The 21,801-nt window shown below is 58.3% G+C and carries 13 protein-coding genes and 1 riboswitch; of the genes, 4 read left to right on the forward strand and 9 right to left on the reverse strand.

From position 1 onward, the window contains the following. Positions 1-215 precede the first annotated feature (215 nt). Positions 216-713, forward strand: a complete 498-nt coding sequence (locus NYP16_RS08415; protein WP_274943685.1) for an Lrp/AsnC family transcriptional regulator — start codon at positions 216-218, stop codon at positions 711-713. Here the strand turns inward: NYP16_RS08415 and NYP16_RS08420 are convergent. The 6 genes from NYP16_RS08420 to NYP16_RS08445 form a co-directional block, all read right to left on the reverse strand. After that, positions 710-1,789, reverse strand: a complete 1,080-nt coding sequence (locus NYP16_RS08420; protein ID WP_274943686.1) for a PepSY-associated TM helix domain-containing protein — start codon at positions 1,787-1,789, stop codon at positions 710-712. The two genes, NYP16_RS08415 and NYP16_RS08420, sit on opposite strands and share 4 nt — an antisense overlap. Continuing rightward, the gene (locus NYP16_RS08425; protein ID WP_274943687.1) at positions 1,786-4,998 is read right to left on the reverse strand and encodes an amidohydrolase family protein; all 3,213 of its coding nucleotides are present in this window, start codon (positions 4,996-4,998) and stop codon (positions 1,786-1,788) included. The genes NYP16_RS08420 and NYP16_RS08425 overlap by 4 nt, the downstream gene beginning before the upstream one ends. A gap of 12 nt (positions 4,999-5,010) precedes the next feature. After that, on the reverse strand, positions 5,011-6,288 hold the full coding sequence (locus tag NYP16_RS08430) for an amidohydrolase family protein (RefSeq protein ID WP_274943688.1): 1,278 nt from the start codon (positions 6,286-6,288) through the stop codon (positions 5,011-5,013). After that, on the reverse strand, positions 6,285-7,694 hold the full coding sequence (locus tag NYP16_RS08435; RefSeq protein WP_274943689.1) for an amidohydrolase: 1,410 nt from the start codon (positions 7,692-7,694) through the stop codon (positions 6,285-6,287). Before NYP16_RS08435 ends, NYP16_RS08430 begins: the two co-directional genes overlap by 4 nt. 113 nt (positions 7,695-7,807) lie before the next feature. Further along, entirely contained in the window at positions 7,808-10,000 is a 2,193-nt protein-coding gene (locus tag NYP16_RS08440; RefSeq protein ID WP_274943690.1) for a TonB-dependent siderophore receptor, read from the reverse strand. Between the two features lie 161 nt (positions 10,001-10,161). Continuing rightward, positions 10,162-11,142: an alpha/beta hydrolase fold domain-containing protein gene (locus NYP16_RS08445; RefSeq protein WP_274943691.1), complete on the reverse strand. Its 981-nt coding sequence runs from the start codon at positions 11,140-11,142 to the stop codon at positions 10,162-10,164. 141 nt (positions 11,143-11,283) lie between these two features. On the opposite strand from NYP16_RS08445, the gene NYP16_RS08450 reads away from it, so the two are divergent. Then, a complete protein-coding gene (locus tag NYP16_RS08450; RefSeq protein ID WP_274943692.1) occupies positions 11,284-12,093 on the forward strand; it encodes an AraC family transcriptional regulator in 810 nt (269 codons plus the stop codon). Position 12,094: 1 nt separating this feature from the next. Here NYP16_RS08450 and NYP16_RS08455 read toward each other — a convergent pair whose 3' ends face one another. The 3 genes from NYP16_RS08455 to NYP16_RS08465 form a co-directional block, all read right to left on the reverse strand. After that, positions 12,095-12,706 (reverse strand): FMN-binding negative transcriptional regulator, encoded by a 612-nt coding sequence (locus NYP16_RS08455; protein WP_274943693.1) that lies wholly within the window; start codon positions 12,704-12,706, stop codon positions 12,095-12,097. Further along, the gene (locus NYP16_RS08460; protein ID WP_274943694.1) at positions 12,706-14,238 is read right to left on the reverse strand and encodes an amino acid permease; all 1,533 of its coding nucleotides are present in this window, start codon (positions 14,236-14,238) and stop codon (positions 12,706-12,708) included. Before NYP16_RS08460 ends, NYP16_RS08455 begins: the two co-directional genes overlap by 1 nt. 114 nt (positions 14,239-14,352) lie before the next feature. After that, positions 14,353-15,747, reverse strand: coding sequence for an OprO/OprP family phosphate-selective porin (locus NYP16_RS08465; protein ID WP_274943695.1), 1,395 nt, complete (start codon positions 15,745-15,747; stop codon positions 14,353-14,355). 343 nt (positions 15,748-16,090) lie between these two features. On the opposite strand from NYP16_RS08465, the gene NYP16_RS08470 reads away from it, so the two are divergent. Together NYP16_RS08470 and NYP16_RS08475 are read left to right on the forward strand one after the other, a co-directional pair. Then, positions 16,091-17,248 carry a carbohydrate porin gene (locus tag NYP16_RS08470; RefSeq protein ID WP_274943696.1) on the forward strand — a complete coding sequence of 386 codons (1,158 nt, stop codon included), beginning with the start codon at positions 16,091-16,093 and terminating at the stop codon, positions 17,246-17,248. 190 nt (positions 17,249-17,438) lie between these two features. After that, positions 17,439-17,516, forward strand: a riboswitch (cyclic di-GMP riboswitch). A gap of 163 nt (positions 17,517-17,679) precedes the next feature. Further along, positions 17,680-21,786, forward strand: a complete 4,107-nt coding sequence (locus NYP16_RS08475; protein WP_274943697.1) for a putative Ig domain-containing protein — start codon at positions 17,680-17,682, stop codon at positions 21,784-21,786. Positions 21,787-21,801 lie beyond the last annotated feature (15 nt).

The following is a 21,801-nucleotide window of genomic DNA, read 5'->3' on the forward strand; positions in this document are numbered from 1 at the left end:
CGGCGTGAAGAGGCGTTCGAATGGATGGTCTCTGGACGCATTTTGTTTCGTCACCCCCCGCAAGGCTCTGGCTAAAATTTTGTTTTGCTTGGCTATTATAAGGAGGATGAGGCCGGCTGGGGCCGCCCTCATATGAGCGGCTTTGCGCAAAACAATATTTCGTACTAAACTGAAAGGTAGGACGACCTATGCGGGATCGGGAGGAGTGGGGCCGAGTGAAACGCTTGATCAAGCTGGACCGGATCAACCGGAAAATCCTGACCGTTCTGCAATCAAACGCACGCATCAGCAATATCGAACTGGCCGACAAGGTCGGTCTGTCCCCAAGCGCCTGTCTGCAACGCACCAAGGCGTTGGAGGACGCAGGCTATATCCTGCAATATGTGATGGCGGTCGATCTCGACAAGATCTGCATCAATGTGATGATCTATGTGGAGTTCACGCTGGAAAAGCACCGCATGCAGGATCTTGAACGGTTCGAACGCACGGTGCGCACCATCCCTGAACTGGTCGATTGCCTGCGCGTCAGCGGCCGCTTCGACTATATATCCTTTGTGGTCTGCAATTCGATCGCCGATTTCAACAAGCTCTGTGACGATCTGTTGTCGCGGGATCTCGGCATTTCCTCGATCCGCAGCAATGTGGTGCTCGACAAACCCAAATGGTTCGGCGGCTACCCGCTCGATGATCTCGAATGGAAAGAGGGAGTTTAGTCCTTCTTACGCGGTTTACGGCGGGCGGACCATAACATCAGGCCAAGGGTGAGCATGGTGACGAGCCACAGCCCGGTCACCAGCACCAGCACCCGCCCCGCCGTACCCAGCACATCGCCGGTATGAATGCTGTAGAAAGCCTTGACGATGCGATCCGGAACCGGGGCCTTGAGGGCGTCGTAATCGGCGAGCACCCGGCCGTCGGCGGCGTCCACATAGACCATTGTCGTACCGAACAGATGGCGGCTTTCGTCGTTCTGCAGCAGGCGGAGCCGATACCAGGGCGCACCGTCCCCGGGCGGTGATATGATCGAGATCCTAGCCCCCGGATATTGCCCTTGCGCGATGGCGATGGCGTGCGCCAGGGGAATGAGGTTGCTGCCACCCGTGGCCGCGCTCAGGTCGGGTGCCGGGGTCGCCTGATCCGCGCCGAGACTGTCGCCGATCTGATCTTCCCATACCATGAACACCCCGGTCAGCACGATGGCCAAAGCGGGGATGGCGAAGCCGAGCCCGAGCGCGCGATGCCAGGCATAGCGGCTGGCCACACCTTTACGGGCCTTTTGCGGCGCGAAAGCCTGTCGCCATTGCCGATTGCGCGGCCAGGCGAGTTTAAGACCAAGGATGATATTGCTCAGCAGGAAAATCCCGCTGATCCCCACCAGAACATGTCCGGTCGCGCCGGAAAACAACGTTTCATGCCAGTTGAGCGCGGTTTTGAACAGGGCGTCCCCGAACAGTCCATGATCGGCAGGCAGTGTCCGCAACAATCTGCCGTCGCCATCGACCCGCAAAATATCGGTCTTGTCATCCGCACCGGCGAGATAGACGTCAAAGCGATCGCCGCTCCCCGCCGTATAAATATAAGGAATGGTCTTGCCGGGATTGTCCGCCTCGATGCGTGCTATGCCCTGCCCGAAGGCGACAGGGTCGAATGGTACTGCGGCACGGTCGATGCGGGCATTGTCCAGTTCATACTGGAACACCAGCAACACCCCGGTCAAGGCCTGCAGGAACCAGAACAGGGCCAGCGAGAGACTGATATATTTATGCAGGCTGCGGAGTTTCGATGTCATGGGACCCTATGGGATTTTGGAGGAGCTTCACCATGAAACCAGAGCGGCGGCAAAGGTTTCTGGCGCGGCCAGACTTCATCCAGCGTATCGGCATTATAGAGGCGGCCGTTTTTCATGACCTGCCGCAGCGCCAGCGAATTCTTGATATCGAGCAGCGGATTTTTATCGAGAATGATCAGATCGGCAAACTTGCCCGGCTCGATGCTGCCAAGCTCGCTTTTGCGGCCGATCACTTCGCTTGATCCGATGGTGGCGATTTTCAACACTTCATGGGGCGTGAGTCCGCCCGACGCGAGCGCCTGCATTTCCCAGTGATAGGCGAGGCCCTCGAACTCGCTATGGCTGCCGACGCCGAGCAAACCGCCTGCGCGATAAACCTTGGCAGCATCGGCGGCAAAGCGCGGATAGAGGAATTCCTTTTCGCTGTACCAATGCCCGCGCCGCGTCTTGCTGTCGATGGCGAAATGCGGGAAGAAGTGATTGACCTTGGGGTCGTCATGGACGTTGTTGGCGGCATAAAAATGGCTGTAAGCCGGTGGTCCGCCATGGGTGATGATCAGGGTCGGCGAATAGCTCACATGGGCACGGGTGACCAGCTCGACAAAATCCTGTCCAAGCGGTGTGGCCACCAGCGTATGTTCATTGCCCGCGAAACCGTCGATGATTTGTGACAGGTCGAGCTTTAAATTCAGCGCCCCTTCGGTGGTCGGCTGCAACCCGATTTCGCGCGCGGCCATGGCCACCCATTGCCGCTGCCGCCGGTTGCCAGCGCGATATTCCTTGAGATTGTCGACCCGGTAATAATCCTTATAGCGGCGCAAGACATTGCGCGCATGATCCAGCGATTGAAACTCGTTGAAGGAAAACACGGCGGTGCTGGTGGAATAGGCGCGCGGCCCGATCATCATCCCGGCGTCGATCATGTCCTGATAGGCGAGGGTGTCGATGGTCAGCGTCGATACATCAAGTCCGGCAGTCACGCCATAAGCCAGATTGGCAAGAAAGGGATAACTTTCCCGATCAAGAACGCCGCGCCGGATTTCCGCCCAATGGGCATGGGTATCGACAAATCCCGGCATCACATATTGCCCGCTGATGTCGCGGATTTCGGCAGTGCTCGGGACCTCAAGCGTGCCGCGTTTGCCAACGGCGGCGATGCGGTTTTTGATCACCAGCACATCGGCGTCTTCGATAACCTCGTCACCTTTCATGGTGATGGCGGTGGCGCCTCTCAGCAGGATCACGCCGTCCGGAATATCACGCGGCATCTCCACAATGGCAGGAAATTTTTCGATCGAAGTCAGCGGCGCCTTGTCGAATGTCACATTGGCAAGCGGCAGGCGGAAATAAGTCGATCCCACCGTCCAGTTCAAGGTTTTCCCGCCATCGGACCAGCCGATGAAATCCGCACCGATGGTGGTAAGCTTGCGCGTTTTCGCTGCCGGGTCGCCCAGATCAATCACCGGAACCTCGGTCGCGTTGTCAGGAATCGCAACCAGATAAGCTTCGGAAATAATCTGCACGATGGCCCATTTGCCATCGGGGCTGACGCGCAGGTCCTCGACCGGGAAGCGGCCTTCGAGGAAATAATATCCCGGCCCGGTAACGCGCAGATGCTGGCGGTAATCCGAGCCGTCAAGGCGGAGCGACGAAAGTCCGTCACCGCCATAAAGATAAATCCGCTCAGCATCGCGGGTGAATTGGACCGAACCGAAACTGCCCGATCTGATCAGCTTGATGTCGCCGCCATCAAGGGGAATGCGGACGAGATCGGCCTGACGAGACGTCCCGAATTCAAACGGAAGGACATGCATGCGCGCATGATTGCCGGACCGGAGGGCAATAACGCTGCGTCCGTCCGGGGTGAAGATCGGATTCGAATAATAGCCTGGCTCGCGGGTCAGCCGCACGGCCTTGCTGCCGTCCTTGTTCATGCGCCAGACATGGCCGCCGCCTTTGGCGTCCCAGGTGATATAGGTCAGGCTTTGGCCGTCCGCCGACCAGCTCGGGTGAAAGGCGGCCTGCCCATGGGTCGGCAGCAGACGCGGCCTGCTGCCGTCGAGCGCCATCACATAAAGCTGCGTCATGGCCGAAAAGGCGATGCTCTGACCGTCGGGGGAGGTCGCGGGCGTTTGCACCAGCCGCGCCTGCACGGGCCCCGTGGCTTCGCGAATGTCCTGCCGGGTGGACGGGCCGATACCAAGTTTGACATCCGCCGTGAAGGGAATGGCGGTGGCCTGACCTGTTGCCACATCAATGCGTTTGATTTTATTGCCACGGCTGAGGATGATCGCCTTGCCATCGGGCGTGAAACTGTAACGCGGCAGAATGTCGCTGGTGGCAAAGGCTTCCTGCTGATCAAGCTGCACCGGATAAGCGAGCCAGCGATCCTCTCCCGTCCGCAGGTCATGGATGCGCAACCCGGTTTCGCTGTCATAGCGCGTGCCATAAACAAGATAGCGATCATCGGGCGACAGCGCCGGGCGGAAGGCGCTGCCCTGCGCGCTCACCACCGGTTCCTCACGCCCGCTCGCGATCTCGCGCCGGGTGATGGTCATGGCCGGGAAGGTTGTGTGATCCTCATGTGCACCGATGCGCGTCGCGTAATAAAGATATTTGCCGTCACGGGAGGCCACCGCGCCCACCGCAGTATAGCGTGTGCTTTTCGGTTGATCGTCGGAAATTTTGCCTTGCGTCACCCGCACCGGCGCGCTGCCATCAAGCATATATTGCCACAGCTCATAGACGCCAAGACTGGCTGTGAGATGCGACACATAAACCGATTTGCCATCGGTGCTCCAGGCCGGCGAACTGAATTCCATATTATTGTCGAGCGTCGAGATGGCCCGCGCGGCACTGCCATCGGCCTTCGCGACCCAGACATTTTCATTGCCGCCGCGATCACTGATAAAAGCGATCATCCTGCCGTCAGGGGAATAAGTCGGCTGGGTCTCAACCGCCATGCCGGTCAGCAGGGGCACAGCCTTGCCGCCCTTGATATCAAGCCGGTAAATATCGCCCAGCAGATCAAACAGAATGGACTTGCCATCGGGCGACACATCAAGCGACATCCAGGTGCCGCTCGATACCGTAAAGTTCAAATTGCGCCCGGGCTGCATGGGCAAACCGTTCTCGGCCCGGGCCGCCGTGCTCACAATCAAACCGGCGAGGGCAAGGGAGACCAGAGATTTTGAAAAGACCGGCGTCATAGGGCGCTCCAATCAGCGATAAGAGGGCGGCAGGCCGGTCTCCGCAGCCTGCGGATGATAGCGGCGGGCAAGCTCGCCCTGACGCGTGCGCAACGACATGTCCTTGCCATCGATCAAGATGGTTGTGGGCGCGCTTCGGGGATCAAGGGGATCGCCGTCCCAGATCACCAGATCCGCGGCTTGCCCCTTGGCGATGGTTGTCGCGGTATTCGACCATATTTTCGCGCCATTCACAGTGATGGCATCAAGCGCCGCCTGCCAGGATAAACCATTGGCCACGGCCAGCCCCGCACCTTCGCGAATGGAGGATCCGGCGTTGTAGCTTTGCGCGATGCTGATGGTATAGAACCCGATCGTCACCCCGGCCTTATGGAGCAGCGCCGCATTGTCAAGCCGTGCCCCGACCTCGTCAAAGGTCATGGGCAGATTGGCGAAGGGATTGAGCACCACCGGAATATTGCGCGCGGCCAACAGCGGCGCGACCCGCCAGGCCTCGGTGCCGCCCATGATCACAAGGCGCAATTTGTAATCGTCGGCGAGCGCTACGGCGGCGCGAATGTCGGACTCGCGTTCGACAAAGATCGCCAGCGGCACACGGCCGTCGATCACCGCCTGCAAAGCCTCGGCATCCGGGCGCTTGAGCAGATGATCGCGTGCGGGTGCGGTTTTATAACTTGCCGCATGGGCCTTGAAGGCGCGCGCTTCATCCAGGGCATTGCGCAATTCACCCCATTGGGCGCTGCGCGATTTGCCGCTTTCGTCTGCGGTCTCGGCCCCGATATGGGCGAATTCGGCAACCCGTGCCCGATCGAGCACGCGGCCGTCATCGCGCAAACGCATCAGCGCGGCAAAGCCGGAAAAGGGTGCGTCTGCCGAGGCGCTTGGAAAAATCACCGCGCTCGTCAGGCCATCGGCGCGCGCTTGCGACACCAGCAGGGAATTTCCATTCAGGCCATATTGCACATCGAAAGCCGGGCCGAGCACGTCTTTTGCAGCGGAGCTGTCATTGGTGTTCTGCGCGCTCGCCACTTCGATAATGCCGATCTGTGTCGCCGAATTGATCAGCCCCGGCGTGACGATGCGGCCTTCGGCATCAATGACCCGCGCTTCAGCTGGCGGTGCGGCATTGCTGACGGTGCTGATGCGGCCGTCGCGGATGACGACGGTGGCGTTGTCGATCACGCCCGCAGTTGCCCCATAAAGTTTGGCATGGATGATGGCGATGGTTTCGGCCTGCGCGGGAATGCTGGTCGTGGCCAACACCGCGAGCAGGAGAGTTTTGCGGATCATGGCCGTGCCCCCTCAACCTGTTGTCCCACAGAAAAATCCGACCCGGGTTGATGGGTGCGATCCTTGCGGTCATAGGCAATGGCGCCATCGACGAACACCAGATCGGGTTTGCTGTAGATGCTGAACGGATCGCCGGACCACAGCACCAGATCGGCATTCTTGCCAGGCTCAAGGGAGCCGATGCGGTCAGCCATGCCCATGGCGCGGGCCGGGTTCGAAGTCACCCAGCGGATGGCGACCTCACGCGGAATATCAATGCCCGCGCGTTTTCCGGCCCCCATGGCCTTGGCGGCTTCGATGGTGAGCCGCTGACCGATAATGGCGGAATCCGAATGCATCATGGCGCAGCCACCGGCGGCTTCGATGAATGCAGCGTTTTCACGAATGCCGTCGAGCGCCTCCATCTTAAAACCCCACCAGTCGGACCAGACCGCAGCACAGATATTATTTTTCACCAAAAGATCGCTGATTTTATAGGCATCGGTCGCATGGTGAAAAGCCGCGATCTTGAAGCCGTAATCCTTCGACAGATCAATCAAAGCCGCCATGTCATCGGAGCGGTAACAATGAATATGCACCTGCACATCGCCGCGCAACACAGCGGCCAAAGTCTCAAGTTTCAAATCACGTGGTGCTTTTTTGCTGCCGTCTGCGGCATCCTCTTTGCGGCGGTAGTCCGCGGCGGCATCAAAGATCTGCCGGAACCCGGCGACAATGCCCATGCGGCTTCCGGGCGCACGATTGGTGCCGCCATAGGTATATTTCGGATTCTCGCCGCAGGCCATTTTAATGCCGCGTGGCGCATTCGGGAATTTCATCGCCTGCACGGTAGTGGCGGGAATGGTTTTGAGGATGGCGCTTTGTCCGCCAACCAGATTGCTTGACCCCGGCAGCACCTGCACAGTGGTCACGCCGCCCGCAAGCGCCAGTGCAAATCCCGGGTCCTGAGTATGCACCGAATGTTCGGCGCGCACATGGGCAGTGTTCGGGTCGGTCGTTTCATTGACGTCCCAGGTCTTGAGCTCGACCGGTGTATAGGGCGTGGTTGCTGTGCCGAGATGGGTGTGAATATCAATAATGCCCGGCGTGATCCAGCGTCCCTTGGCATCGATCACCTGAGCCGTCTCAGGCACAGCGATGTCCCGACCGATGGCCACCAGCTTGCCGTCTCTGAGGTGGAGCTTGCCGTTCTCGATACGTTGCCCCTGACCATCAAGAATGATGGCATTGACAATCACCGTCTCATGGGAGGGCAGGGGCCGATAGGTGCTCGGGAAGGTATCCGCCACCCCGGCCGTCACCGATGGCTTGACCGGCTCCGTCGCCGTTGCCGCACAACCGCTGATAATGAAGGCAAGCGGAATGGCCCAATACTGCGCCAAATTATGCCCATAGCGAAAGGCCATGATCGGCTCCCCCTCTCACGCAAAAACTTTACGGATATTAGCAGATTTCAACTGACAGGGAACTGACGGAAAAAAACGCGCGGGCTGTCAGTGCAGCCCGCGCTAGCCAGTGATCAGAACTTCCGGGTCAGGGTCCCGGTCATCACGCGTTTCGTGCCATAAAAACAGTCGATGGCGCTGCTGCATCGACCGACATAGGTTACATTGAAGACGTTATTGGCATTGAGAGCAAGACGCCAGTCTTCGCGGTCGTAATGGACGAGAGCATCGAAGAGCACAGGCGATTCATTCGGCCATTTGTTCAAGGCATCACCAAAGGCTTTGCTCAGGTACCGTCCGCCAACACCCGCGCCAAGTCCCGCGAGCGGGCCGGTCTGGAACGTGTAATCCACAAGCAAGGAAATCTTATGCTTCGGAACGGCCATAAGCTGTTTGCCGATTTCATCCAGATTGATGCTGTCCAGGACCTTCGAGTCTGTATAGCTGTAGGCCGCATTGATGCTCAACCGTTCATAAAAACGCGCAACGGCTTCAACTTCGATGCCCTTGACCTCGACTTCGCCCACCTGTGTCTGGAGGAAGGTCAATGTCGATGTCGTCACCATGTTTTTCTGTTTTAATTTATAAGCCGCGATGGACGCAAAGGCTTTCATACCTTCAGGCAGATTGCGTCCGTCATATTTGATGCCGGCTTCGATTTGTTGACCGGTCGAGGGCTTGAAGGGACGGAGGGTGACGATATCCATCCCTGAATTGGGCTGAAAGGATTTCGCCGCTTGAATATAGGGCGCAATACCAATATCGGTCACATAGTTCAAGCCCACGCGATAAGAGAAGGCATCGTCTTTCTCTTTTGAAAGGGCGTGATGGCTGCGCACCATATCCTGGCGTCCGCTAAGTGTCAGGATCAGGTTGTCATATTTGATCTGGTCCTGAAGATAAACGCCATGCTGGTGCTGGAGCTGATTTGTATAAGGGATATTGGCGACCGGCGATGTGAAGGGGATATTATACACCGGGTTGAACACATCAATGGTCGGCACCGATCCGGGCGGCCATGTGGAAGAGGCAAAACCATATTTCGAGTTATTGCTGTAACGTCGGTAATCATAGCCGACCAGAACCGAATGCTCAAAGTCACCGCTCTCGAATTTGATGCTCAGCCGGTTATCGATATTATAAGAACTGATCTTTTCATCGAAGGGAAAGCTCGCACGGTTGACGGTGCGAAAATCATCCGGCACTCCGTCAAAGTTGTTGTCCACAAAGCCCTGTCCATAGACCGACTTCATCTTGCCGTCGGCGTGGAAATATTTGGCATTTTGCTGGAACCCGAAGATGTCGTTGAACTGATGAGAAAAGTCCCATCCAACGGCATATTGTTCCCGCTTGAAACTATTGATGTCGGGTTCGCCGAGATTGGTCCCGACCGGGATTTTGCCGAGCGGGTTCGGGAGCAAGGTTCCGAAGGCCGGAAGAAATCCGCCGCTGTCACCCGTCACTTTGTCATGCTGATAATAGGCGAGCAAAGTCAGCCGGGTCTTGTCCGAAAAATCAAAGGTTACAGCCGGGGCGAAATATTGGCGTTGTGATTTCACGAAGTCGATCTGTGTTCCACGATCACGGGCGAGCCCAGTCAGGCGGAACGAGACAATGTCACTCACAGGGCCAGTAATATCGCCAGCCCCCTGAAAGTGATTATAGCTACCATACTGGCCCTGGACCTCACCGCCCCATTCCCGTTCGGGACGGCGGCTTGTCATGTTGACGATACCGCCGGGTGGGGTCTGACCATAAAGCACCGATGACGGCCCTTTGAGAATGTCCACAGACTGGGAGCCGTATAGATCAGTCCCGGCATTGGTGACCGATCCAATCGGTGCTTGCAGGCCATCGATATATTGAATCGGGTTAAAGCCGCGAATGGTCAGCCAGTCATAGCGTTCATCGGGGCCATAGTTTTCACCGGACACACCTGCGGTATAGCGCACGGATTGTTGCAGGCTGGTCCAGCTCAACAGATCGATCTGATCGCGCGAGATGACGGTGACGGCTTGCGGCGTTTCAATCAGCGGCGCATCGGTTTTGGTGGCCGAGAGGCTGCCCGTGGACACGTAATGCGGCGCGGAGACGATCACTTCCTCAAGTTCGTTGCGCCGTTTGCGTTCTTCTTCCTGGGTTTGGCCGATGGCGGGGGCGGCAAACATGCCCGCCACCAGAATAGCCGTAGAGCCGCAGAGCATCATACGTCTGCGCGCAGCGCGTTGGGTCGCATCAGGAGTCATCGTGTCACTCAGTCTGGTCATGGAGTCCCCCACCCGGAAATTATTAATAATCATTATCATTAGCGAGAATGACTTGAAAGTTGTTTATTGGTTTTTTCAATCGTAGCGCAGGCTGGCCGCTCACGCCTTCGCAACGGGGTCGTACAATATCGAGATTAGGCCACGGATTTGTCCCCCGCCGATTATGATCTGACAATCTGCCTGACCCAGGCGGCTGAATCGGCCACAGCGCGTTCGGCAATCTCGGCAATGGAGATCGCTTCAAGAAAGCTATGGCTTGCTCCTTTGTAGGTTACCTGGGTTGCGGCCACGCCCGCCCGTTCGAGTTTCTCCGCCATTCGATAGCTTTGTTCGCTTAGAACATCGCATTCGGGGATGGTGAAGAATGCAGGCGGCAATCCCGCCACATCGGCATACATGGAGGAGAGCAGCGGATTACGGACATCGTCTTCGGACTTAATATAATTGCCCCAGAAGACGGCCATTTCGTCACTGCCGAGCATATAGCCTGGCCCGCCATACTTGCGATGCGCCTCGTCCGAGCAGTCTTTCTGAAAGGCGCCATAGATCAGCAGCATGCCTTTGATCACATCGCCTTTGCCGCTGTCGCGCAGGCTCTGGCACAGGCCCATGGTCAGATTGGCTCCGGCGGAATCACCGCCGCTGATCATGCGCTCGACATCGATGCCGTGTTCGTCGCCATGTTCATAAAGCCATTCCGTCACATCCACAATCGCTTCAAGCGCGACCGGAAATTTCGCTTCGGGGGCCAGAGGGTAATCAATCCCGACGACGATCACCCCGGCGCGCTCAGCATATTCCCGCATGACGCGGTCATGGGTTTCGAGACTGAAATAGGTCCAGCCGCCGCCATGAAGATAAAGGAGTGCCGGGCTCAGCCCCTCGGCACAGCTCTGCGGACTATATAACCGCACCCGCACCGGGCCGGAACGGGTGGGAACGGATATTTCCTCGGTGCTGGCCATCTCCGGCCCGCCTTCGGTCCAGGGGGCACGCACGGCTTCAATGATCTTGCGCACCTCCGGATAGGGCAGGCGGTCCATGTCCGGATATTGAGCCCAGCCCGCGCGCATGCGATTGATGAAGGTCTGGATGGCGGGATCAAGATCCGAGGCGGCGGGTGGGAGGCTGCTGTCGGTCACGTGAGGACTCCATGTGAAAATAGGCCGCGTCATTTTCCGGGTTCTCTGCGACAGCCGGTTGCGCGTTCTTGGTTCTCATCTTATTGTTTGAAAAAGGCGCATGCTGTCGCTCGTGGAACAATAATTATCTTGGGCGGGCCAATGGGACGCAGTACCAAAGGGATCGATTATCAAAACGTGCCGCGTCCGGTGGCGGCGCTGTCCGATGAATATCCGGCGGGCTATGTGGATCCGCGCCATTGTCATCAGCGCGGACAGTTGTTGTATGCGGTGGCGGGCGTGACCCTGGTTGTGACCGACGACGCGAGTTATATCGTGCCGCCGCAACGCGCGCTGTGGGTGCCGGCCGGGGTCTGGCATGAAGTGCAGTGCCGCAATGCCGTGTCGGTGCGCACGATTTATGTGGATGCGGCGTCCTGCGTCAAAATGCCCACGGTCTGCCGGGTGATCGAGGTTTCGTCCCTGTTGCGCGAACTGGTGGTCGAAGCCGCGAATTTGCCGGTGGAATATGACGAAACGGGCCGTGACGGCCGGATCATGACGCTTATTCTTGATGAAATCGCTTCGATGACGGCAACGCCGCTTCATGTCCCCATGCCGCAGAATCAAAAGCTGTTGCAGGTCTGCCTCGCCATTCTCGGCGATCCGGCGCAGAACGATACGCTCGACGATTGGGCCGAAAGCACCTGCATGGGACGGCGCACCTTCACCCGTCTGTTCCGCAAGGAAACCGGCATGAGCTTTGCCGCCTGGCGTCAGCATGTGCGCTTGCTTGAGGCCATGTCGCGGCTCGCCACCGGACACCGGGTGACGTCGGTGGCCTTCGATGTGGGCTATAACAGTTCAAGCGCCTTCACGGCCATGTTCCGCCGCACGTTTGGTGCCGCGCCGACGCATTATTTCACACAGGATCCGGCGGAGGTTCTCACGCCGGATCCTGTGGAGGGGTAAATCAGCGCTCCGGATTGAAGGCCTGCATCCAGTCCACAAGCTGCCCTGCGCCAAGCCCTTCCATGATGTCGGCATAAACATCCGGCCGTTCATCCTGACCCAGCTTGAATTTCGCCCGGGTCGCCGTCACCCGGGCGCGAAAGCCGATGATGCGCTTGGCGAGTTCCGCATAACGCGCGCCCATTTCGGGCACGGTCCAGGCCTTGTCGCGGCCCTGTTCCATATGGCCGACGAGATCCTGCAGATGAGCGGCGATCTCTGCGCCATTTTCAAAAAACTCGATGTCCACGGTGAATTGTGCGCTGGCGTAATTCCAGGTCGGGGCCTGGGCCCGATCTTCCATCCAGGACGGAGAGATATACCCCTGCGGCCCTAAGGCAAGCACAACCGCACGTGGATCATCACGCAGCGCCGCGACCTGAGCATTGCTGCGCGCGAAATGCCCGATGAGTTCCACGACGCTACCATCGTCTCCGGCCACCGGACGGAGCGGCAACAACGTCGCCTGAAACTCCGCACCCGCGCCGGAGGTGATCCAACAAAGCGGAAAGGCCGACACAAGATGACGGGCATCAGAAGGGGAACGCGGTGCAAAAACTTCCGGACCAGCCATCAAAGAGCACTTTCCTGAACAATAGCCGCCCGGCGGGAGCTATAGGTAAAATAGATCACGGCACCGGCCAGCCCATAGACCACAATGATCACAGCCGGAATGACATCGCCGCGCAGAGCATGCTGGGTAATATCAATGAACACCGGCAGTACCATGGCCACACACAAAAGAATGGCCGCGACGGGAACATAGCCGATCCAGGCTTTGCCAATCCAGAACCCGCCAAACGGTACGCGAAACGGCCGCTCAAGATCAGGCCGGGTGGAGCGCAGCCACATCAGGCAGAAAGCCACGGCGGAAAAGGCAAAGCCCGCGCCGATGCTGACCAGATCGGCGACGATGGTGATGGGCAGCAAAGCGGCAATCACCGCCGAGATCACGCCCAGCAGGATGGTGGCCAGATGCGGCGTTTGAAATTTGGGATGCACGCGGCAGAACATGCCCGGTAACAATCCGTCGCGGCCCATGGCGAAACTGACGCGGGACTGGCCAAAGGCATTGACGAGCAACACCGATGACAACCCCATCAGCGCGCCGATTTTAATGACCACGGCAAAGCCCGGCATATTCATGGCATTGACGGCGACAGCAATGGGATCGGCGACGCCAAGCGTGCGATAGGACACAACCCCGGTCAGCACCAGCGCGACGGCTATATAAACAACGGTGCAGACCAGTAATGAGCCAAGAATGCCGATGGGCATATCGCGCTGCGGATTGCGCGCTTCGGCAGCGGCGGTGGAGACGGTTTCAAAACCGATATAGGCAAAAAACAGGATCGAGGCGGCGCGCGCGATCCCGGCCCAGCCATAGGTGAAATTGCCCTGATTTTCCGGCACGAATGGTGTCCAGTTGGCGGGGTCGACCGAAAACACGCCGACCGCCACAAAGGCCACCAGCACGGCGATCTTGATGATGACCATGACATTGTTGGCGCGGGCGGATTCATTGACGCCGATGGTCAAAAGCACGGTCACGACGGCGATGGCCAGCGCAGCCACCAGATTGATGCCTTGACCGGCAATGAACTGGGTGCCGCCTGGCATCAGAACGGCATCGATGGCCGGGGTTGAAATCGCGGCCGGGATATGGATATGGAAATCCGCCATGAGACTGGTGAAATAGCCGGAAAATCCCACCGACAGCGCGGCGGCGGCCAACCCATATTCAAGCAGCAACATCCAGCCGATGATCCAGGCGGCGATTTCGCCGATGGCTGCATAACAATAAGTGTAAGCCGACCCGGTGACCGGCATGGCCGAGGCGAGTTCCGCATAGCAAAGCGCGGTCAACCCGCAAGCGAGTCCGGCGAGGATGAAAGACAGAACAACCGCAGGCCCGGCGAAATTGGCGGCGGCATTGCCGGTCATCACATAAATCCCGGCCCCCAGAATACAGCCGATCCCGAGCAGAATGAGATTGGTCGCGCTCAGCGATTGTTTCAGCCCATGGGTTTCTGTGTCCCGTTGCATGGCGGCAATGGATTTGCGGGCAAAAAAATTGCGCGGTGGCTCGTGACGCTTTCGGCCCATGGACGGCTCCCCTTTATTATATCTCGAACCAGCATAAGGCAAAAAACAGGGGGCTGTCGCCCCCTGTTCCGGCCCCGTTCGGGCCTATGATGTTCGTGATCGGGCCAGCGGTTTTTACCAGTCGATCTGTGCCCGCACGCCAAAGGCGTCGCCCTTGTGATCGGGCAGGCCTAACGGCCGCGTCGCGAAGCTGCGCGCGACATCAAAGCGCACATAATTGACCATCAGCCGCATATAGGCATTGGCATACCAGTTGAGGCCAAGGGTCCAGTTTTTTTCAACCCCGCCCATGACTCCGCCGTCTTCAAGATCGACCACCGAATAGCGGGCCGCCAGTTCAAACGCACCGCTGCCGCCATCGGTCAGGGCATGGTGCGGCTGCACCCGGCCGAACTGTCCGGCATTAGCCGAATAGGCGCGTTTCTCACCGGTTAGGAACCAGCCGGCCTGGGCATAGCCGCCGTCAAAGCGCAGGCTTGGCGCTCCCATGCGGTTGACCCATTGCCAGCCCCATTCGCCGGTAATATGCAGCGGGCCTTGGATCAGCGCGGCTTCAAGCCCGGCGAATTTGGCATTGTCGATATTCAAAAGTCCGATATCGATCAGCCGCGAGGCGAGATGGGTTTCCGGCCGTTCGCGCATGCGGAAGCGTTGAATGTCCTTGCCCGCCATGAGGTAATAGGCAGATCCGCCCACATGCAGAAGCCCGTTCGCGAATTGCCAGGGCACATAGCTTGCGCGGGTGCCAAGGAACCAGTCCTGATCCGCCGCTCCGGCGCGGGCGGTGTTTTCGTTCTCGCCCCAGACCCCGGCGGTGATCATGCCGCGCGGGCCGCTCCAGATGGCCGACAGGCCAGGGCCGCGCCCCGGAGCAAAGGTTGTGGCATAGGCCGCACGTTCGATGAAGGTGATGTAATTGTCACTGGTCTGATCTTCAAGCGTGATCGGAACCTTGTGATATCCGGCGATGACATTGGTTGATTTATTCAAGGCATAGCTCAGGTAGACGTCCTGCAGCGACACGGCGTTGCCGGCGAAATCGACCTCGATCATATAGTTGAAATCACCATAAAGCTTGCCTTCGGCGCCAAGCCGGGCGCGGCGCACTTCGCCGCCGCTCGCATAACCAAGGCCGTCCGTGCGGCTGTTGACGCCCCAGGCGTCCACATGGATGCGACCACGCGGTTTGAAGGAGAATTTCCCGTCGGCGCTGCTGATGACGGGGGCGCCTTTCCATGTGATTGTGGTGTCTGCTGCGCTCGCCACGGCCTGCGGTGCTGTGTGAGCCGCCGGGGCGGTTGCGGCAACAGGCGCAGGTTTTTCAAGGGCTTCAACCCGGGCCTTCAAGGTGGCGATTTCCGCCGATTGGGCCTGCACAACGGCCAACAGGTCCTCAGTGCTATCAGCGTAGGCCGGGCTTATGGCTATCAGGCACAAAGCCGTCGCGCTCATCAGACTTAGAAGCGGTTGCAGTAACCGCCGTTTGTTTGTGCTATCCAGCATTTCCATGGTTCGTTCTAACCCTTGCACGTTACAATTCTGGAGTTTCATTTTGTCTTTCAAGCACCGATCAGCCGCCCGCTCCGGCAGAATTGCAGCTTCTGCAAGACGCATAGGCTTGGAGTTTGTGAGGGGCCTTGGATGAGAAAACAGACTCAATCGGCGTCACATTAGGATCAGGCAGCTGATAACAGGCTGACGAGGGACAGAGCAAAATGTCCTCAAATCGGCTGCCCGGTCGCGTCATGTAAAAAACTGTAATATTCAAAGTGACATAACGCCTCGATATCAGGGAAATATCAGGCGTGGGCATCTATCAGTACGGAGCCCTGATTTGCGGAGGAGTGAAAAAATGATATTTCGGAAGATACGCCATGCACTGCCTCTGGCTTCATTGCTGGTTCCTGTTGCCACGGACAAGGTCCGGGCGGAGGACGTCAGTCCCATTCAATTGGATCTCACCTATACCGGGGACGTCTTATCCAATGTGCAGGGCGGGCTCAAACGCGGCACGGCCTATATGGATAATCTCGATGTGACGCTCAGCATCGATGGCGAGCGCGCGCTCGGGTGGGAGGGGGCGCAGATCTTTGTTTATGGTCTCTATAATAACGGCCAGCCATTTTCGCATGTGTATGCGGGCGACTATCAGGTTGTGAGCAACATAGAAACTGGCGTTCAGGCCGTGCGTCTTTATGAAGCCTGGATCGATCAGACATTTGCCAATGACCGCGCCTCTCTGCGCGTCGGTCTTTATGACCTCAACAGCGAATTTACGGCGATCGAGGCGGCAGCTCTTTTTGTCAACAGCTCTCAGGGAACGGGGGCCGAACTTGCGCAGACGGGAAAAAATGGCCCGTCTATTTTCCCCTATACGTCCTTGTCGGCGCGGCTTGAGATGAAGCTCGCGGATCATCTGATTCTGCGGACGGCCATTCTCGATGGCGTGCCGGACGATCCGGAGCATCCAAAGCGCACCGCTATCAATCTTGGCAATGGCAATGGCGCGCTGGTGATCGGGGAAATCGATTATAATCTGGAGAAATTTCGGGCCGTTGCCGGTTACTGGCGCTATACGGCAAGATTTCCCGATCAGCTGACGGATATTCCGCAACGGGGAAATCAGGGCGCCTATGGCTTCGTCGAAGGTCGATTCGACCGGCTCAGTGTCTTTGCCCGTGCGGGCTGGGCCAATGCGGTGATCAACCCGGTCAAATATTACTTCAGCACCGGCGCTGTTTATAGTATCGATCCGGCGACCCGCCCGGATGATCACGTTGGGGTTGCCATTGCCTGGGCGGAAAGCGGGTCAACCTATCGCCGTTTGAAGGATGCCGAGGCGCGGGAAGTGGTGGTGGAATTGACCTATCACTCTGCCATCACTGATTTTTTATCGGTGCAACCCGATCTGCAATATGTGTTCAATCCAAATTTTGACGCCAACGTGAAAAACGCGCTGGTGGTCGGTTTGCGGTTCGAACTGAGTTTCGGTTATGGGTTCAGCCATTGAGTATTTCATAACCAATTGTTAACTTATTCAGCTCCGCCCTTTTACGTTTCATTCATGCTCTCGCCCTATACTTCAGCCGGTGATGAAGATCATCTGCCGCTTTATGGGTTGATGTATTTTTAGTGAGGGCGGTGACGTTTCGTGGACTTCCAAGGTAAGTCGAAGCGGAAGGCGAATGCACGGTCTTCTTGAACGATAAAGGCAAACCGTCGGCAACGGCGGGACGCAAATCCTCCGGTCCCAGATGCGGGATAGCGGGGTTGCCGAACTGAAGAAGGTGTGACGTGAAGGGTCAAGGATCAGTCTTATCGGACCGCTTGTCCAAGCTCAAGTTGCGCTTGCAGCAGGATCATGAAGCGCGTCTCGCGGCCGAGGGGAGCCATCAAGGGCGTGACAAGCTCCCCGATGTAACCACTCCCGGGCCTGACAACATGGATGCTGGGTCCGTGGCCGCAGCACTTCCAATTCCGACCGATCCAAATTTCGGTTGGCATCTCAATGCCATCAATATCAAAGCGGCATGGGCTGATTATACCGGCAAGGGCGTTGTCGTCGGCGTGGTCGATGACGGCGTCAATTATCTCCACAGCGACCTCGCCAGCAATTACAACAGCGCCATCGATTGGGATTCCCGCGACAATGACGCGGACGCATACCCGTCCGCCGCCAGCGATTACCATGGCACCAAAGTTGCGGGTGTCATCGCGGCAGCGGCAAACGGTATCGGCGGCGTCGGTGTTGCCTATAATGCGGAGATCGCGGGTTTCCGCATCGGCTTCGGCTCGGCGGGCAATATCCTGTCAACCGCAGATGCCCTCCTGCGCGCCGCCGCGGTAAGCGATGTGGTCAATTCCAGCTGGGCCTATACCACGGCGTTCCAGGACAATTTCAAGCTCTATGGCTTCGCGCAAGCGGGCGCGGCGTTACAAACCGGCGCAGCAACCGGCCGCGACGGTCTCGGCACGATTTTTGTGTTCTCCGGCGGCAACGACCGCGCAACGGGACAAAACGTCAATTATCATAATTTCGCCAACAGTCCCTATGCCATAGCGGTAGCCGCGACGACGACAAATGGTGTTTATGCCAGCTATTCGAACCCCGGCGCGGCTTTGCTGATCTCGGCCCCCGGCGACAATATCCAGACCACGCTTGGCACCGGCGGTTACGGCACCGGCTCAGGCACCTCCTTTGCAGCCCCCGTGCTGTCGGGTGTCGTGGCGCTTATGCTCGAAGCGAATGCATCGCTCGGCTATCGCGACGTCAAGGAAATCCTCGCCTATTCCGCACGGCTGACCGATGCGGGCAACAGCGGCTGGAGCTATAACGGCGCCGACAACTGGAACGGCGGCGGTCTGCATTTCAACCACAATTACGGCTTCGGTCTGGTCGATGCAACGGCTGCGGTGTGCCTCGCGGAAACATGGGGCATGCAGCATGTATATGCAAACATGCTCACCACGAGCCTGAGCGCCACGCCAAAGCTCGCCATCCCCGACGGCAACGCCAATGGCGTCACCAGCCAGATCAGCGTCGCACAGGCGATGCAGCTCGATACGGTACAGATCGATATCGACATCACCCATACCAAGATCGGTGATTTGACGATCATCCTCACCTCGCCGGACGGCACCCGCGCGGTGCTTGTGGATCGTCCGGGCGGCGCGGACAATGCCAGCAAAAATATCAGTTTCACGCTGAGCGCCAATAATTTCTGGGGCGAAGACGGGAAGGGCATCTGGAAGCTGACGGTGATCGACAATGTTACCGGCCAGGTGGGCACGCTCAACAGCTGGAAGCTCATCCTGACCGGCGACACGGCGACCACCAACAACAGCTATATCTACACCAACGACTATGCCAACCTGACAGATGCGGCGCGGCAAACGCTTGCCGATACGAACGGCGGCATCGATACCATCAATGCCTCGGCGGTGTCGGGCGACAGCTACATAAATCTCAATGCCGGCATGACCGGAACGCTTGCCGGCAAACCCTTCATCATCGCGGTCGGCACGGTGATCGAGAATGTTTATCTCGGTGACGGCAATGACATCGTGATCGGCAACAGCGCCGATAATATTATTCTAGGTGGTCGCGGCGACGATTATCTCGATGGTGGCGACGGAATCGATACCGCAAAATATTTCGGCACGCTCGACAACTTCGATGTGATCATCGTCAGCGCGACAATGATCAAAGTGAATTTCATCGGCACCAGCGGAATCGATGAAGGTCACGACACGCTCGTGAATTTTGAACTGTTCGATTTCGGCGGCACGATCTACACCTACCAAAATCTCGCAGACATGTTCGGCACGCCAATCCCCATCAACCACGCCCCCATCGTCGCCACCCTGATCACGGATCAATCCATCAACGAAAAATCCGCCTGGAGCTTCACCGTTCCTGCAGGCACATTTACCGATGAAGACGGCGATAAGCTGATCTACACGGCGACCCTCGCCGACGGAACCGCACTCCCCAGCTGGCTAACCTTCAACGCCACAACAAGCACTTTCTCCGGAACCCCCGGTCAGATACAAGTCGGCACCCTCGACCTCAAGATCACCGCTACCGATCCGTCGGGCGCGAAAGCCACCGACTCATTCCGCGTCACCATCAACAACGTCAACGACGCCCCCATCGTCGCCGTCCAAATCGCCGACCAATCCATCAACGAAAAATCCGCCTGGAGCTTCACCGTTCCTGCAGGCACATTTACCGATGAAGACGGCGATAAGCTGACCTACAGCGCGACTCTCGCTGACGGAACCGCACTCCCAAGCTGGCTAACCTTCAACGCCACAACAAACACTTTCTCCGGCACTCCCGGTCAGGCGCAAGTCGGCACCCTCGACCTCAAGATCACCGCCACCGACCCATCCGGTGCCAAAGCCACCGACAGTTTCCGCATCACCATCAACAACGTCAACGACGCCCCCATCGTCGCCGTCCAAATCGCGGACCAATCCATCAACGAAAAATCCGCCTGGACCTTCACTGTCCCCACAGGCACCTTTACCGATGAAGACGGCGATAAGCTGACCTACAGCGCGACACTGGCCGACGGAACCGCACTCCCCAGCTGGCTAACCTTCAACGCCACAACAAATACCTTCACCGGCACTCCCGGTCAGGCGCAAGTCGGCACCCTCGATCTCAAGGTCACCGCTACCGATCCGTCGGGCGCGAAAGCCACCGACTCATTCCGCGTCACCATCAACAACGTCAATGACGCCCCGGTTCTGTTGACCCCGCTTGCGGATCACACGGTGGCGCATCACACTGCTTTCAACTACAGCTTCCCGGACACGACGTTTACTGATGCTGATGGCGACACGCTGACCTACACGGCGACACTCGAAGACGGCAGCGCGCTGCCAAGCTGGCTGGTCTTCAATGCCGCCACTAAAAGCTTTTCCGGCACGCCAGAGCTTGCTCATGTGGGCGGCCTCGCGATCAAGGTGACTGCCACCGATCCATCGGGTGCGGCGGTTTCGGATATCTTTTCCCTGACGGTGACCAACACGCGCCCGTTCAGTCTGGCAACGCTGGCCCATAGCGAAGTCGCCGCGGCCACCAGCGTCAAGGCGTCTGATCTTTACAGCATCGGCGATGCGGACGGCGATCAGATTCAATCGGTTCAGGTCACGGCGGGCGAAGGTCACACGGGCCACTGGGTGCTCGACGGTGCAAACCTTGCTGACGGCACGACGGTTGCGGGCAGCGACTTTGCCCGTTTGATGTGGGTCTCCGGCGTGGCGGGCAGCACCGATGCGCCAAGCCTCCGCGTCTCCGACGGCCTCGCCTGGAGCGACTGGACCAGTACCGAAGTCACCTCCCTGCCGCAGACCGAATTGCCATCCTGGGTTCTGACCGACGTGACCCGTGCCCCGGGCGACGCCATCTATGCGAGCGAACTGTTTCCGCTCATGCTGCACGGGGACACTCAGGCCATCGAGATCAATCTCTGGGCCGGAGCCGATGATACGGGCCATTGGGAAGTCGATGGCGCGCTTGTGGATCGCAACATCACCATCAGCCTGACTGATTTCGCCAAGACCGTCTGGGTGGTCGGGCAGGGCGGCCAGACCGAGGATCTGTGGATGCGAGTGCAGATGGGCGACGGCGAGTTGGGCTCCTGGATGAGCGCCTGGGTTTCGTCCTCGGGTCTCAATCATGCCCCGGTCATTGCGTCTGAAAATGCCAGCATCGATGTGGGCGCCATCATTTCGGCCCATGATCTGTTCACCGTCACCGATCAGGACGGCGACGCCATGAGCCAGTATCAATTATGGTCCAGCGACATGGCCAATGGCCATTGGAGCATCGACGGTCAGGACGCCGGTCACATCATCACCATCAGCTCAGATGACTTCGGGCATCTGAGCTGGATCGCCGGCAATGACAATTCGACTGATCATCTCTGGGTGCGCGCCCATGACGGCCTGGTCTGGAGCGATTGGATGCAGGTGGATATCCATGTCGGCACCGTCGGCGTCGACGATACCCCGCAACATCACGGGCCATTCGGCTGAGACATCACCAAAAAA

Origin of the sequence: Govania unica, from assembly GCF_027920805.1 — a bacterium.
GTDB classification, from domain to species: domain Bacteria; phylum Pseudomonadota; class Alphaproteobacteria; order Sphingomonadales; family Govanellaceae; genus Govanella; species Govanella unica.

Bases quoted from the DNA above. Each gene is read 5' to 3' on its own strand.
- NYP16_RS08420 (WP_274943686.1), bottom strand. From the start codon at position 1,789: ATGACATCGAAACTCCGCAGCCTGCATAAATATATCAGTCTCTCGCTG.
- NYP16_RS08425 (WP_274943687.1), bottom strand. From the start codon at position 4,998: ATGACGCCGGTCTTTTCAAAATCTCTGGTCTCCCTTGCCCTCGCCGGT.
- NYP16_RS08430 (WP_274943688.1), bottom strand. From the start codon at position 6,288: ATGATCCGCAAAACTCTCCTGCTCGCGGTGTTGGCCACGACCAGCATT.
- NYP16_RS08435 (WP_274943689.1), bottom strand. From the start codon at position 7,694: ATGGCCTTTCGCTATGGGCATAATTTGGCGCAGTATTGGGCCATTCCG.
- NYP16_RS08440 (WP_274943690.1), bottom strand. From the start codon at position 10,000: ATGACCAGACTGAGTGACACGATGACTCCTGATGCGACCCAACGCGCT.
- NYP16_RS08450 (WP_274943692.1), top strand. From the start codon at position 11,284: ATGGGACGCAGTACCAAAGGGATCGATTATCAAAACGTGCCGCGTCCG.
- NYP16_RS08455 (WP_274943693.1), bottom strand. From the start codon at position 12,706: ATGGCTGGTCCGGAAGTTTTTGCACCGCGTTCCCCTTCTGATGCCCGT.
- NYP16_RS08460 (WP_274943694.1), bottom strand. From the start codon at position 14,238: ATGGGCCGAAAGCGTCACGAGCCACCGCGCAATTTTTTTGCCCGCAAA.
- NYP16_RS08465 (WP_274943695.1), bottom strand. From the start codon at position 15,747: ATGGAAATGCTGGATAGCACAAACAAACGGCGGTTACTGCAACCGCTT.
- NYP16_RS08470 (WP_274943696.1), top strand. From the start codon at position 16,091: ATGATATTTCGGAAGATACGCCATGCACTGCCTCTGGCTTCATTGCTG.
- NYP16_RS08475 (WP_274943697.1), top strand. From the start codon at position 17,680: ATGGATGCTGGGTCCGTGGCCGCAGCACTTCCAATTCCGACCGATCCA.